We start from the raw sequence: 13,741 nt of genomic DNA on the forward strand, positions 1-13,741 counted from the left end.
GCGTCAGACGCCGAGTCGCGGCCCCTCGATGGCCGGGCAACGATCCATGACGACCTTGACGCCCTTCGCCTCGGCTCGTTCGAAACCCGCCTCGTTGATGACGCCGAGCTGCAGCCAGATCGTCTTGGGCGGAACCGGCAGGGCCAGCGCCTCGTCAATCGTGTCGCCGGCCGCCTCGGAGTTGCGGAACACGTCGACCATGTCGATTTCCGCCGGCACCTCGGCGAGGCTGGCGTAGACCTTCCTCCCCTGCAGTTGCTGTCCGGCGAGACCGGGATTGATCGGATACACCTCGTAGCCGCGCCCGATCAGGAACCCCATGACGCCATAGACGGGGCGAGACGGGTTCTGGCTGGCGCCGACCACGGCGATGGTCCGCGTCTCCTCGAGGATGCGGGTGATGTCGTCGTCGGTCTTTCCATCCATGGCCATCGGTGACACTCCTTCTTGCGCGTTCAAAGCGTCACTATGCCATGATCGTCGACCTTCACGAAGGGATTGTGGGCAACCTCCCAGAGATGGCCATCGGGATCGGCGAAATATCCTGAGTAACCGCCCCAGAATACCTTTTGCGGTTTTTTCCTGAGCGTCGCTCCCGAGGCGAGCGCGTGCGCCATGGCGGCGTCCACCGCTTCCTCGGAGGAGTAGTTGCGGGCAAGCGTCACGCCGTCGAAGCCCTGACCGTCGTTCTCCACGTCGGCATCCTCGGCAAGCAGGTCCCTCGGATAAAGCGCAAGCACGACCCCAGCAAGTTGGAAGAAGACGATCTGTTCGCCGGAACCGGGTCCGGCCGTGAGACCGAGCGCTTCGTAAAAGGCGCGCGAGCGTTCAAGGTCGGCAACGCCGAGGGAAATCATCGATACGGTAGGAAAATGCATCTCTCCGGTCATGGTCCTCTCCCTGTCTGTTCCCCGAAACTACGCCTGCCCACCCCAATCTCCGTCAGCAGTCGATGGCCGATCCATGGGCGAAGTGAACGGCAAAGGCGGGAAAACAAGCCGTTGGCGCTTGACTCGGCGCGGCCGACGTGGTGTCAGGCCGTCAAGCGAGCCGTCGGCGACAGCCGGCCGGACGCATGAACGAGGTGGAAAGCCATGTTCGACTTGACTGGAATGACGGCACTGGTCACCGGCGCGTCCGGCGGCATCGGCGGTGCGATTGCGACTGCTCTGCATACGCAGGGTGCGAAGGTGGCGCTCTCCGGCACCCGCGTCGCCCCTCTTGAGGAGCTGGCCGGTCGGCTGGGCGAGCGCACCCATATCGTCACCGGCAACCTGTCCGATCGTGCCGATGTCGACCGCCTGTTCGCCGACGCCGAAGCCGCCCTCGGTCAAGTCGACATTCTGATCAACAACGCCGGCATCACCCGCGACGGGTTGTTCATGCGCATGAAGGACGAGGACTGGGACCAGGTGATCGAGGTCAATCTCACCTCCGGCTTCCGTCTGGCCCGCGCGGCGATCAAGGGCATGATGAAGCGTCGCTTCGGCCGCGTCATCGGCATCACCTCCATCGTTGGCGTGACGGGCAACCCCGGCCAGGGCAACTATGCCGCCGCCAAGGCCGGCATGATCGGCATGACCAAGGCGCTGGCCGCCGAGGTGGCGACGCGCGGCATCACCGCCAACTGCGTGGCGCCCGGCTTCATCGAGACCGCGATGACCGACGCGCTCAACGACAAGCAGAAGGAAGGCACGCTCGCCAACGTGCCGATGGGGCGGCTCGGCACCTCCGAGGAGATCGCCGCCGCCTGCGTCTATCTTGCAAGCCGCGAGGCCGCCTACGTCACCGGCCAGACGCTGCACGTCAACGGCGGCATGGCGATGATCTGATTGGCAGGCCGGCGCGATGCCGGCCTTCCGTTTAGGGTTTCGCAGATGGTGAAGGAACCATTTGCGATCGTCAGCGGTTTCGCCGGACATATTCGGCTCGAATTGAAATGAACCGAGCCACGAGAGTATGTCCAAACGATTGACTTCGGAGCGTTTCCTTCCCGATCGGACGGTTTTATCCGAGCGGGAAATGCTCTGGGGGCCGCTAGTCAGCAGGGGCGAAGTGTGTTACCAAGCCCGCGATCTGATCGGGAACCGTCCGAGGACCCGCCCGAAGGTCGTGAGCACGAGCATGGGCTGAGATCGCCACGATTTCCGAGGGGTTCGGACTTGTTCGACCCCGGGGGCGGGCGATCGGACCAACCGGGGGAGTGCCGTCAGGCACTGGCATGCTCGACACCTTCGGTAGCCGGTCACCGTCGCCATGATCTCGCGAATGCGAGGCAGGCGGCGAGCGGCCGACGTCCCGTTCGGCAATGGATTTGGACTAACAAGGATCCGTGAACATGAGCGAAGTCGCTGAAAAGGTGAAGAACATCGTCATCGACCATCTCGGCGTGGACGCCGACAAGGTGGTTCTCGAGGCCTCCTTCATCGAAGATCTGGGTGCTGACTCTCTCGACACCGTCGAGCTGGTCATGGCCTTCGAAGAAGCTTTTGGCGTCGAGATTCCCGACGATGCCGCCGAGACGATCCTGACGGTCGGCGACGCCGTCAAGTTCCTCGAGAAGGCGACGGCCTGATTTCCGGACGCGTTCGGCTGGGAAGCAGTTCCTCACAAAGGAACTGCTTTCTTTGCTTGACAACGCGTTTGCTGGACCGGTGCCGGCTGCGAGGCCGGCAGCTTTCTCGGCCGGCCCGGCCAGCTGAACGGTCCTTACGCTCCGTCAATTGCGTCCCGCTCGCACGTGTCCTCCCCATGACGGCGACGGACCCGGCGGAGACGACCAACAGGGAGGCTCTCGTCCGATGAGACGAGTCGTCATCACCGGTCTCGGCATGGTCACGCCGCTCGGCTGCGGTGTCGAGCACAACTGGTCCGCCATCAAGGCGGGCAAAAGCGGCATTCGCCACATCGATTCCTTCCCCGTCGATGATATCGCCTGTCAGATCGCTGGCCTCATTCCGCGCGGCGACGGCACCAACGGCACGTTCAATCCCGACCTCGCCATGGATCCGAAGGACCAGCGCAAGGTCGACGATTTCATCATCTTCGCGCTGGAGGCCGCCCGTCAGGCGGTCGAGGACAGCGGCTGGAAGCCGACCGAGTATGACGATCAGGCCCGCTCCGGCGTACTGGTCGGCTCGGGCATCGGCGGCATCAACGGCATCGTCGAAGCAGGTTACACGCTGCGCGACAAGGGGCCGCGTCGCGTCTCCCCCTTCTTCATCCCCGGCCGACTGATCAACCTCACCGCCGGCTACATCTCCATCGCCCACGGCTACAAGGGCCCGAACTCGTCGGTGGTCACCGCCTGCTCGACCGGCTCGCACGCCATCGGCGACGCGGCGCGCCTGATCGCCAACGATGAAGCCGACGTGATGATCGCCGGCGGTTCGGAAAGCCCGGTCTGCCGCATCTCGCTGGCCGGCTTTGCGTCGATGAAGGCGCTCTGCTTCACCTTCAACGACCGGCCGGAACAGGGCTCGCGCCCCTACGACCGCGATCGTGACGGCTTCGTCATGGGCGAAGGCGCCGGTGTCGTCGTCGTCGAGGAACTGGAGCACGCCAAGAAGCGTGGCGCCACCATCTATGGCGAGATCGTCGGCTACGGCATGTCGGGCGACGCCTATCACATCACCGCCCCGTCCGAGGACGGCGACGGTGCGTTCCGCTGCATGAAGGCCGCCCTGCGCCACGCCAAGATTTCGCCGGACGAGATCGGCTACGTCAACGCCCACGGCACCTCGACCATGGCCGACGGGATAGAGGTCGGCGCGGTCGAGCGACTGTTCGGCGACGCGGCCAAGAACCTCGCCATGTCGTCGACCAAGTCGATGACCGGCCACCTCCTCGGCGCCGCCGGCGCCATCGAGGCGATCTACTCGACGCTCGCCGTGCGCGACGGCATCCTGCCGCCGACCATCAACCTCGACAATCCCAACGTCGAGACGACGATCGATCTCGTGCCGCACAAGGCCAAGGAAAAGAAGCTGCGCTACGCGCTCTCCAACTCCTTCGGCTTCGGTGGAACCAACGCCTCGCTGATCGTCAAGGCCTTCGAAGGCTGACGCTTCATCCCGAAGCAACGCTTCGGCAGGTGGCTCGGTCGCGATAAGCACCGGTATCGAGGACGAGAAGAAACTGGCCTGCCGGATCTCCTTTCCGGCAGGCCTTTTGATTCGGCAGGCAAAAGCTGTGGCAATCACCAAAGCGGCGCTTGCCAAGGCAGGAGTCGGCGTGTTGCTTGGAAGCTCGCCCGAACGGGCCGGAAAGACGCCGCGACCTTCACGAAAGGCGCCTTGACGGCCACCGTTCCGCGCTGCTGCCACAATCATGGGCGGAAGTGGCGGATCGCGCCCCCGTGAAGAGACTAGGACCCATGGACGACAGGCAGGACGCAGCCGACACCACACAGGAAATGAAGACGCGGCTGAACCCCAAGAGCCCGCGGGAGGCGCTGGCGCCGGAGCAGGCACCACCGTTGCCGCGGTCACGCCGCGCCCGCAACCCGATCGTCGTCGTCATGAACGCCCTGGTGACGCTGCTTCTGCTCGGCGTCGTCGCTGCGGGAGCCCTTCTCTATTGGGGCAAGGCCGAGTTCGAGAAGCCCGGTCCGCTCGCCGAGGACAAGGTCGTCGTCATTCCCGCCGACTCCGGCGTCGCCCGCATTGCCGATATCCTGGAGACCGAGGGGGTCATCGAAAGCCCCTACGACATGCTCGGCCACTATATCTTCATCGGCGGCGTGCGCGCCTATCAGCAGCAGGGACGCCTCAAGGCCGGCGAGTATGCCTTTCCGGCCGGCATCAGCATGCGCGGCGTCATGAACATGCTCGTCTCTGGCAAGGCGATCCTGCACCAGATCACGTTTCCCGAGGGGCTGACCTCGCAGCAGATCGTCAACCGGCTCAAGCAGAACGAGTTCCTGACCGGCGATGTCGCCGCCGTACCGGACGAAGGTACGCTGCTGCCGGAAACCTACAGCTTCACGCGCGGCGCCTCCCGCAGTCAGATTCTCGAGCAGATGAAGGCCGCCCATACCAAGGTGCTCGACGAGATCTGGGCCGGCCGCGCCCGCGACCTGCCGTTCTCCGAGCCCAAGCAGCTCGTCACGCTGGCGTCGATCGTGGAGAAGGAAACGGGCAAGGCCGACGAACGTCCGCACGTGGCTTCGGTGTTCCTCAACCGGCTCGCAAGAAACATGCGCCTGCAGTCCGACCCGACGATCATCTATGGACTCGTCGGTGGCGCCGGCACGCTCGGCCGCCCGATCAGCCGCGCCGACATCGGCAAGCCGACCCCCTACAACACCTACCACATCAACGGCCTGCCCCCCGGACCGATCGCCAACCCGGGGCGGGCCGCCCTGGAGGCGGTCGCCAATCCGTCCAACACCAAGGACCTCTACTTCGTTGCCGACGGCACCGGCGGACACATCTTTGCCGCCAGCCTCGCCGAGCACAACCGCAACGTCGCCAAATGGCGCAAGATCGAGCGCGAGAAGGCCGCCGCGGGCAAGGCGGACGTGGACACCAAGGATCCCGACGCCATCGACCTGCCGCCGGATGCCGACAGCGAGACATCCGACGCCAAGGCTGGCGATCCCAAGGATCTGCTCGATGGGGCAACGCCGCGCGACGCCGCACAGCCCGTTTTGCCACAGCCCAAGCCGGAGTGATCCCGGCATGAGATAGGTGTCCTGCGGGCCGAGCTTCGGCCCGCAGGACGGAATTCATGAGAGCTGGATTGCGCCGCGTTTTCTAGAGCTTTTCCGGTGAACTCGGGTTCGCCGGAAAAGCTCTATCTCCTTGTTAAGACGCAGTTCCGGACGCAAACCGGCACCCACTTTTGCTGGAACTGCTTTAGCGGGAACGGAAGCGCCGCCGAAGGGCCGTTCGTTCTCGGCTTCTCACTTCCTGGGCCGTTATCGCCCGCCGAGCCCCACCCGCATCAGAAGCCGCCGGACCGGCCTGACCTCGCGAGCAAGCGTCAAGCCCGTAGCGCGAGCGAGCTGCATGGGCATGAAATCGCTGAGCAGGGAACGGTTGAGAAAGTCGACGCCGGTCACACGCCCGAACACGTCGAGACGGCGCGCCTTGCCGTAAGTCCGGGCGGCCGTCTCCCCATCGAGCCTCTTGCCTGTCGATGAGCGCATCGCGTCCCGGACAATGTCCCTTACCCTTTCGATGTCGCGTAGGGTCAGGTTGAAACCCTGCGCGCCGATAGGTGGGAAGCCATGCGCAGCCTCTCCCACAAGAACGACGCGGCCCGAAGCCAACCTTCGCGCTTGAAAACCGGAAATCGGCCAGCGTTGACGAGGACTGTCCACTGTGATGACGCCCAGGGCGGAACCGCACCGGCGTTCGATTTCCAGCCCGAGCGCAGCGTCATCGAGAGCGCTCGCACGCTCGATGACGTCGGGACGGTCCATCCATACCAGCGACGAACGGCCCGGTCCGTTGGGAACCAGCGTGAACGGGCCGGCCTCGGTGTGAAACTCGATGGAGGTGTCGTGGTGCGGCTGGCTGTGCGAGAGCGTCAGCACCAGCGCCTCCTGAGGATAGCCCCAGGTTCTCACGTCGATCCCGACAGCCTCGCGCAGAGCGGACTTGCGCCCATCGGCCGCGATCACCAGGGCGGCGGAGACGGTCTCTCCGGAGGAAAGGCCCAGAAGGGCAGCCTCCCCTCCGTGACCGAGCGTCTTGAACAACGCCTCAAACCGGACGATGCGATCGGCACGCGCGGCCACCGCGTCCGACAGGGCCGCGACCAGCGGACCGTTGGCAACATTGTAGCCGAACAGCTCGCGACCGATCTCGCGCGCCTCGAACGTCACGTCGGGGGCGCGGAACAGGCGCCCGGAGGCATCGACAAGGCGCATGCGTCGGAGCGGAGCGGCAACGGCGCCGAGTTCGCTCCAGACGCCATGACGTTCGAGGAACTCGACCGAACCGCCCAGCAGCGCCGTGGTTCGCCAATCATCGACGCTTGGTCGTGGCGCGATCAAGGCCACGCGTGCGCCGGCATCGGCAACGGCCGTCGCCGCGGCGAGACCCGCCGGCCCTCCCCCAACCACGGCCACGTCGAAATGTTGCGTCGCCTCGCTCATGCCTTGCTCCGAAAACTGGAGCCCTATGTGGCCACATCGAGCAGATTTGACAAGGCCACGCTGCCCCGCTCGCCGCGTCCCTCGAACAAGGCGGCATGGCGGCGGAACAGCGCCGTCATGCGATCGACCACCGCGCGGATCTCAGGCCTGTGGCGATCCTCGTTGTTCATGACCAGCCAGCTTCTGTGACGGAGTTCGGCGATCTCGTCCCCGACCCGCCGAAGCTCCGGATCGCCATCGCCGACAAAGCACGGCAGCACCCCGACCCCGGCCCCGGACAGGATCGAGTGGCGGAGCCCCTCGGCCCGGCTGACGGTGGCAATCAGGTTGTTCGGCCATTTCTCGTGCGGATAGCGCAAGTAGCAGGAGACGGCGGCCTCCTCCGTCACCGCGATCCAACGCTCGGCGCCATCCTCCGGCATGTCGACCGCCGCATAAACGGCGTAGGCGACCTCCGGCAGGCGCACGGCGGCGAGATTGCTTTCCTCCGGTTCGAAGGCTCGGATGCCAATGTCGGCGCTGCGGTGGGCGAGCGACGCCCTTTCCTCGCCGATGCTGAGATCGATGCCATGCCGATCTCCCGGCTGAACGAGAACATCGAGGTTGCGGGCCAGGAAGCGGGCGCACCAGCTCCCGGCGCAGATACGCACGCGCACGGCGCCGCACAGGCCGGCGTTCCAGATCTCCACCTCGCGGCCGGCCGCCTCCATACCGACGAGATGGTCGAGCAGCGCCTGCCCCCCGCCGGTCAGCGAATAGCCGGCCTGGCTGCGGACGAACAATCCGCACTCCATTTGCCGTTCCAGCTCCAGCATGCGCCGGCCGATGGTGGCGCTGGAAAGGCCTATGCGCTCGGCCGCGGCGCTGAGGCTGCCGCTGCGGGCGACTGCCAGGAAGATTTGATAGGAGTCCCAGGGGATGTGTTTCATTTCTGCATGCCAAGTTGCAATCTTGAAGGATTGAACCGATTCATCGGTCGCCGTATCTAGATGACGAAACAAGGGAGCAATGCCATGACCCCTGACCAATACGTCCATCTTTTCATGCAGCCGAAGCCGAAGAGAAGGTCATTTCCAGACCAGAGTCAATATGACTACGAACTGGAACTGATCGATCCCTGCCAGAGAACCAGCATCGTCAAGCGAACGGTCCGCTATATTATCGGACTAATTCACTAGACCTGTCAACTTGGCGCGAAAACTCTGGAAATGTGCCACCGCAGGCGAAAACTGAGCTGGAGTTTGCAAAAGGCGTCGACCTCGGTCGGCGCCTTTTCCGACTTGCCGCGAGCGGCTTGCCGTAATCGCGTACGCTTGTGACAACTCGAACGTCGTTCGCCAAAGAAAGGCGCGCGCGATTGGATTTCAGGATCGTCTCTCTGCCGCCATTTCGCGCCGTCTCATCCGGCACGATCCCTGCGTCGATTTCAGCGCCAGCGGATTACTCGGGCGCTCCTCCCCACGGCCCGCGACAGCTTTCTTCGGCGAGATTTCCTGTTCTTTGACGAGCAGATGGAGACCTACATCCCCATCTGCCAGCGTCAGCCCGGATAATCCTCAGCCGAGGGTCAACGCGAGTTGCGGATCACCTGAACGTCGAGATCGCGGATCTTCTTGCGAAGAGTATTGCGATTGACGCCGAGAAGCTCGGCAGCCTTGATCTGGTTGCCGCGCGTCGCCGCCAGCGCCGCGCCGATCAGCGGATACTCCACTTCCTTGAGAATCCGGTGATAGAGCCCCGGTGGCGGCAGGTTGTCGCCGAATTCGGCGAAATACTTGGCGAGGAAGCGTTCGACCGACTCCGACAGGTCCTCATCGGCCGGCGTTTCCTCCTCCACCAGCGTCACCGTCGGCGTTGCCAGCTCCGCCTCGATCAGGTTCACCGTGATGGTGTCCTGCGGATAGAGCGCAGCAAGGCGACGAACGAGGTTTTCCAGCTCGCGGATGTTGCCCGGCCAGCGATAGCGCTTGAGACGCTCGACCGCCGCCGACTCGATCTGCTTGGATGGAAGCCCCTCTTTCTCGGCGACCGTAAAGAAATGCCGCACCAGGTCGGGAATGTCCTCGATGCGTTCGCGGAGCGGCGGCAGGCGGATTGGAACCACGTTGAGGCGGAAGAACAAATCCTCGCGGAAGAGGCCCTGGTTGATCAGCAGCCTGAGATCCTTGTTGGTGGCGGCGACGATGCGCACGTCGGTCTTGATCGGCGTGCGGCCGCCGACCGTGGTGTACTCGCCCTGCTGCAGCACGCGCAGCAGGCGCGTCTGGGCGTCCATCGGCATGTCGCCGATCTCGTCGAGGAACAGCGTACCGCCCTCGGCCTGCTCGAACCGGCCGGCAGAGCGGGCCTGCGCGCCGGTGAAGGCGCCCTTCTCGTGGCCGAACAGTTCGCTTTCGATCAGGTCGCGCGGAATGGCCGCCATGTTGATCGGCACGAAGGGGCCGGTGCGGCGCTTGCCGTAATCGTGCAGCGCCCGCGCCACCAGTTCCTTGCCAGTGCCGCTCTCGCCGGTGATCATCACCGTCAGGTCGGTCTGCATCAGGCGGGCAAGAACGCGGTAGATTTCCTGCATGGCCGGCGAACGACCGACCAGCGGCATGTTCTCAGAGCCGTCCTCGCCAACATCGAGCCGCTGCTTGCCCTTGGGTTCGGCGAGCGCCCGACCGACGATGGAGATCAGCTCCTTGAGGTCGAACGGCTTGGGCAGATACTCGTAGGCGCCCTTTTCGGAGGCGCGGATCGCCGTCATGAAGGTGTTCTGGGCGCTCATCACGATCACCGGCAGATCGGGACGCGCCTTCTTGATGCGCGGCAGCAGATCGAAGGCGTTTTCGTCGGGCATCACCACGTCGGTAATGACGAGATCGCCATCGCCCTGGCTGACCCACCGCCACAGAGTCGCGGCGTTGGAGGTGAGACGCACTTCATAGCCCGCCCGCGACAGGGCCTGATTCAGCACCGTGCGGATTGCGGAGTCATCGTCGGCGACGAGTATGCTGCCGGTAGGCATCGGAGAAGACCCTTTCAGTCCGCGGTCTTGTCGACGTAGGCGGGAAGGAGGAGGCGGAAGGTGGTGCGGCGCGGCTGGCTTTCGCATTCGATGACGCCGCCGTGGTCGCCGACGATCTTGGCGACCAGGGCGAGGCCGAGGCCGGTGCCGTTGGTCTTGGTGGTGACGAAGGGATCGAACATGTGCCCCTGGATCTCTTCCGGCACGCCGGGGCCGTTGTCGCGCACGCAGAACTCGAGCGGCAGACTGACGCGCTCGCGCGTACCCGGTACGGAAAGCCGCACGCCCGGACGGAAGGCCGTGGTCAGCGCGATCTCGGCGTCCGGGGTATCGGTCAGCGCCTCGGCGGCGTTCTTGACGAGGTTGAGGAACACCTGCACCAGCTGGTCGCGGTTGGCGTAGACCGGCGGCAACGACGGGTCGTATTCCTCGACGAGGCGAATATCACGGGCAAAGCCGCTGAGGGCCAGACGCTTCACGTGCTCCAGCACGGCGTGAATGTTGACCGGCTCGCGCTCGATCGGCCGCTCGTCGGAGAACACCTCCATGCGGTCGACCAGCTTGACGATGCGATCGGCCTCGTCGGTGATCAGCTGCGTCAACGCCCGGTCGCCATCGTCGGCCGACTGTTCTAGAAGCTGCGCCGCGCCGCGAATGCCGCTGAGCGGGTTCTTGATCTCGTGCGCCAGCATGGCGGCAAGGCCGGTGACAGAACGGGCAGCCCCGCGATGGGTGAGCTGCTTGTCCATCTTGTCGGCCATGGTGCGCTCTTGCAGCATGATCACCACATGGCCCGCGCGATCGGAGGCCGGAGCGGCGTAGATATCGACGACGCGTTCGCCGCCGTTGCGCGGCGTACCAACGTCGACGCGATACTCGTTGACCGAAGCGCCACGTTCGCGCACCTGCTCGACCAGTTGCAGGAGCGGGCTGCCAAAGGGCACGAAATGCCGGAGCGAATGCCGGCCGAGAACGGCCGCGCTCGATTGGAAGAAGTTCTGCGCCGCGTCATTGGCCGAGCAGACCCGCCCTTCCGGATCGAGCATGATCACCGGATGCGGCAAAGCGTTGAGGATCGACACTTCGAGATCCCGCTCCGCCGGAACCTCCGCGCCCGGTGCGGATGAAGACGTCGTCATGCGGCAACCCTCTCGAAACTCGCGCCATCGGCGAACCACTCGTCCACGGCTTCCATCACCGCCTCCGGCGTCTCCGCCGTCAGCGCCCGCCGGCGGATCCCGGGCGCCGCCCCGTCGTCGCGCGGCACCGCTTCAAAGGTCCAGCCAACGTGCTTGCGGGCCATCCTGAGCCCCAGTCCCTCGCCGTAATGGGCGAGCATGTGCGCGTATTGCGCCTTGAGCGAGCCCAGGATCTCGTCCCGGTCCGGCGCCTCGGCCTCGCCGCCCGACGCCAAAGCGGCCGCGATCCGCCCCGCCAGCCAGGGACGACCGTAGGCGCCCCGGCCGACCATCACCGCGTCGGCTCCCGACTGGCGAAGAGCCTCGCGCGCCGATGTTGCGTCGACGATATCGCCGTTGACCACCAACGGGATGGACACGGCCTCGCGCACCGCCCTCACCTTCGACCAGTCGGCCGAGCCCTTGTAGAACTGGTTGCGGGTGCGGGCGTGCACCGTCACCATGGCGACGCCGGCCGCCTCGGCCCGCCGCGCCAGCTCCGGCGCGTTGAGGCAGCTATCATCCCAGCCGAGCCGCATCTTCAGCGTCACCGGCACCTTGACGGCACCGACCACGGCCTCGATGAGGGTCAGGGCGTGATCGAGATCGCGCATCAGCGCCGAGCCGGAATAGCCCGATACGACCTTCTTGGCCGGACAGCCCATGTTGATGTCGATGATGTCGGCGCCGCCGGCTTCCGCCGCGCGGGCGCCCTCGCCCATCCAGCGCGCCTCGCGGCCGGCGAGCTGCACGACGTGCAGTCCCTCGTCGTCCGCCTCGGCGCGCGTCGTCGTCTCGGGATGGCCGTCGAGCAAGGTTTCCGATGCCACCATTTCGGACACGGTAAGGCCGGCGCCATAACGGCGCGCGATCCGCCGGAACGGCAGGTCGGTGATGCCGGCCATCGGCGCAAGAAACACCGGTGAAGGCACTGTCACGCCGCCGACGCAAAGCTCCGGCGCCGGCGCAGTCGTTACCTCGCGATCCGGCTTGGAAACCGCCATGCTCACACCTTGTGCACGAAAAGTCGCTGCATACAAATTACGCAATTGATAGCTGCTTGGAAGAAATGACGCAAGCGTCTTGCGGGTCATCCGGCCAATAACGTAACGAGAATGCACATTTCTACCCCGACCGCCATTCGGTCGCCAGTGGAGCCTATGCGAACGGCGATGCCATCCAGCACCACTCCCGCCCATTCTTCCGCTCGCGCCACCGTTGCGGTGATTCTGGTCGCCGCCGGGCGCGGCAGCCGTGCCGCCAGCGCCGGTGCGCCACCCAAGCAATACCGGCAGCTTGCCGGGCGGCCAGTCATTGCCCGAACGATCGAGGCCTTCCTTGCCCACCCCGGCATCGATCGCGTGCTGACGGTGATCCATCCAGACGATCGTGATCTCTATACCGCATCGGTCGCCGGCCTCGACGACCATCGTCTTCTGCCGCCAACTCCAGGTGGCGCCGATCGGCAGGCGAGTTGTCTTGCCGGCCTTTCGGCACTCGAGGCTCACGCGCCCGACTTCGTATTGATCCATGATGCCGTGCGGCCCTTCATTCGCCGAGACGCCATCGACCGGGTGATCGAGGCGCTTGGGAACGAGGTCGCCGTGCTCTGCGGCGTGCCGGTGATCGACACGGTGAAACGCGCCGATGCGTCGGGTTACGTGGGCGAGACCGTACCGCGCGAGGGTCTCTGGCGCGCCGCGACGCCCCAAGGGTTTCGCTACGCGGAAATCGTCGCCGCGCACAGGTCGCTCGTTGCCCGTGGGGTCACCGGCGTGACCGACGACGCCGCCGTGGCCGAGCTTTCCGGCCACCGCGTGCTGCTCGTCGACGGCGGCGCCGACAACGTCAAGCTGACCACCACGGAGGATTTCGACATGGCCGAACAGCATCTTGCCGCCGAGGCTTTCCTCGCCTGCCCCGACGTCCGCGTCGGCACGGGCTACGATGTCCACGTGCTGGAGCCCGGTGACGGCGTAACGCTGTGCGGGGTGTTCATTCCTCATGACCAGCGCCTCAAGGGACACTCGGACGCCGACGTCGCGCTGCACGCCCTGACGGACGCCATCCTCGGCGCCCTCGGTGACGGCGACATTGGAAAGCACTTCCCGCCATCCGATGAGCAATGGCGCGGCGCGGCATCCACGCTGTTCCTGAAGGACGCGGTCCGCCGCTTGGCCGAGCGTGGCGGCATCCTCGCCCATTGCGACGTCACGATCATCGCCGAGGCCCCCAAGGTGGGGCCGCACCGCGACGCCATGCGCTCGGCCATCGCCGAAGCCTGCGGCATTGCCATCGATCGGGTCGGCGTCAAGGCGACCACCAACGAGGGGCTGGGGTTCGCCGGTCGGCGCGAAGGTATTGCCGCCATCGCCACGGCGACGATCAGGCTGCCGCTCGATCGGTGAGATCGAGAGGGCGCCGGCCTTCGGATAAGCGAACGGCGAC

12 protein-coding genes are annotated in these 13,741 nt (G+C 65.4%); 5 read left to right on the forward strand and 7 right to left on the reverse strand.

All coding sequences use genetic code 11. The annotated features are described in order from the left end of the window. Positions 1–3 precede the first annotated feature (3 nt). Together M4J39_RS04725 and M4J39_RS04730 are read right to left on the reverse strand one after the other, a co-directional pair. The gene (locus tag M4J39_RS04725) at positions 4–432 is read right to left on the reverse strand and encodes a CoA-binding protein (RefSeq protein WP_251726629.1); all 429 of its coding nucleotides are present in this window, start codon (positions 430–432) and stop codon (positions 4–6) included. A 23-nt stretch (positions 433–455) separates the two neighbouring features. Continuing rightward, positions 456–890: a VOC family protein gene (locus M4J39_RS04730; RefSeq protein ID WP_251726630.1), complete on the reverse strand. Its 435-nt coding sequence runs from the start codon at positions 888–890 to the stop codon at positions 456–458. Positions 891–1,094: 204 nt separating this feature from the next. Here M4J39_RS04730 and fabG point away from each other — a divergent pair, with 204 nt between their 5' ends. From fabG to mltG, 4 genes are all read left to right on the forward strand, one after another. Beyond that, positions 1,095–1,832, forward strand: coding sequence for a 3-oxoacyl-[acyl-carrier-protein] reductase (gene fabG, locus M4J39_RS04735; RefSeq protein WP_251726631.1), 738 nt, complete (start codon positions 1,095–1,097; stop codon positions 1,830–1,832). A 506-nt stretch (positions 1,833–2,338) separates the two neighbouring features. Further along, positions 2,339–2,575: an acyl carrier protein gene (locus tag M4J39_RS04740; RefSeq protein WP_026792810.1), complete on the forward strand. Its 237-nt coding sequence runs from the start codon at positions 2,339–2,341 to the stop codon at positions 2,573–2,575. Positions 2,576–2,801: 226 nt separating this feature from the next. Further along, complete coding sequence (gene fabF, locus M4J39_RS04745) at positions 2,802–4,064, forward strand: beta-ketoacyl-ACP synthase II (RefSeq protein ID WP_251726632.1); 1,263 nt, start codon at positions 2,802–2,804, stop codon at positions 4,062–4,064. Positions 4,065–4,375: 311 nt separating this feature from the next. Then, positions 4,376–5,674, forward strand: coding sequence for an endolytic transglycosylase MltG (gene mltG, locus M4J39_RS04750; protein ID WP_251726633.1), 1,299 nt, complete (start codon positions 4,376–4,378; stop codon positions 5,672–5,674). A gap of 246 nt (positions 5,675–5,920) precedes the next feature. Here mltG and M4J39_RS04755 read toward each other — a convergent pair whose 3' ends face one another. The 5 genes from M4J39_RS04755 to dusB form a co-directional block, all read right to left on the reverse strand. Beyond that, entirely contained in the window at positions 5,921–7,105 is a 1,185-nt protein-coding gene (locus tag M4J39_RS04755; protein ID WP_251726634.1) for a UbiH/UbiF family hydroxylase, read from the reverse strand. Positions 7,106–7,128: 23 nt separating this feature from the next. Further along, a complete protein-coding gene (locus tag M4J39_RS04760) occupies positions 7,129–8,034 on the reverse strand; it encodes a LysR family transcriptional regulator (protein WP_251726635.1) in 906 nt (301 codons plus the stop codon). A gap of 638 nt (positions 8,035–8,672) precedes the next feature. After that, the gene (gene ntrC / locus M4J39_RS04765; protein ID WP_251726636.1) at positions 8,673–10,115 is read right to left on the reverse strand and encodes a nitrogen regulation protein NR(I); all 1,443 of its coding nucleotides are present in this window, start codon (positions 10,113–10,115) and stop codon (positions 8,673–8,675) included. A 14-nt stretch (positions 10,116–10,129) separates the two neighbouring features. Next, the gene (locus tag M4J39_RS04770; RefSeq protein ID WP_251726637.1) at positions 10,130–11,254 is read right to left on the reverse strand and encodes a nitrogen regulation protein NR(II); all 1,125 of its coding nucleotides are present in this window, start codon (positions 11,252–11,254) and stop codon (positions 10,130–10,132) included. Then, on the reverse strand, positions 11,251–12,297 hold the full coding sequence (gene dusB, locus M4J39_RS04775) for a tRNA dihydrouridine synthase DusB (RefSeq protein ID WP_251726638.1): 1,047 nt from the start codon (positions 12,295–12,297) through the stop codon (positions 11,251–11,253). Before dusB ends, M4J39_RS04770 begins: the two co-directional genes overlap by 4 nt. 168 nt (positions 12,298–12,465) lie before the next feature. On the opposite strand from dusB, the gene M4J39_RS04780 reads away from it, so the two are divergent. After that, on the forward strand, positions 12,466–13,701 hold the full coding sequence (locus M4J39_RS04780; RefSeq protein ID WP_251726639.1) for a bifunctional 2-C-methyl-D-erythritol 4-phosphate cytidylyltransferase/2-C-methyl-D-erythritol 2,4-cyclodiphosphate synthase: 1,236 nt from the start codon (positions 12,466–12,468) through the stop codon (positions 13,699–13,701). Positions 13,702–13,741 lie beyond the last annotated feature (40 nt).

The sequence above is a fragment of the Pleomorphomonas sp. NRK KF1 genome (assembly GCF_023721755.1).
Classification (GTDB): Bacteria; Pseudomonadota; Alphaproteobacteria; order Rhizobiales; family Pleomorphomonadaceae; genus Pleomorphomonas.

Bases quoted from the DNA above. Each gene is read 5' to 3' on its own strand.
- fabF (WP_251726632.1), top strand. From the start codon at position 2,802: ATGAGACGAGTCGTCATCACCGGTCTCGGCATGGTCACGCCGCTCGGC.
- fabG (WP_251726631.1), top strand. From the start codon at position 1,095: ATGTTCGACTTGACTGGAATGACGGCACTGGTCACCGGCGCGTCCGGC.
- M4J39_RS04755 (WP_251726634.1), bottom strand. From the start codon at position 7,105: ATGAGCGAGGCGACGCAACATTTCGACGTGGCCGTGGTTGGGGGAGGG.
- M4J39_RS04730 (WP_251726630.1), bottom strand. From the start codon at position 890: ATGACCGGAGAGATGCATTTTCCTACCGTATCGATGATTTCCCTCGGC.
- ntrC (WP_251726636.1), bottom strand. From the start codon at position 10,115: ATGCCTACCGGCAGCATACTCGTCGCCGACGATGACTCCGCAATCCGC.
- M4J39_RS04770 (WP_251726637.1), bottom strand. From the start codon at position 11,254: ATGACGACGTCTTCATCCGCACCGGGCGCGGAGGTTCCGGCGGAGCGG.
- mltG (WP_251726633.1), top strand. From the start codon at position 4,376: ATGGACGACAGGCAGGACGCAGCCGACACCACACAGGAAATGAAGACG.
- M4J39_RS04760 (WP_251726635.1), bottom strand. From the start codon at position 8,034: ATGAAACACATCCCCTGGGACTCCTATCAAATCTTCCTGGCAGTCGCC.
- dusB (WP_251726638.1), bottom strand. From the start codon at position 12,297: ATGGCGGTTTCCAAGCCGGATCGCGAGGTAACGACTGCGCCGGCGCCG.
- M4J39_RS04740 (WP_026792810.1), top strand. From the start codon at position 2,339: ATGAGCGAAGTCGCTGAAAAGGTGAAGAACATCGTCATCGACCATCTC.
- M4J39_RS04780 (WP_251726639.1), top strand. From the start codon at position 12,466: ATGCCATCCAGCACCACTCCCGCCCATTCTTCCGCTCGCGCCACCGTT.
- M4J39_RS04725 (WP_251726629.1), bottom strand. From the start codon at position 432: ATGGCCATGGATGGAAAGACCGACGACGACATCACCCGCATCCTCGAG.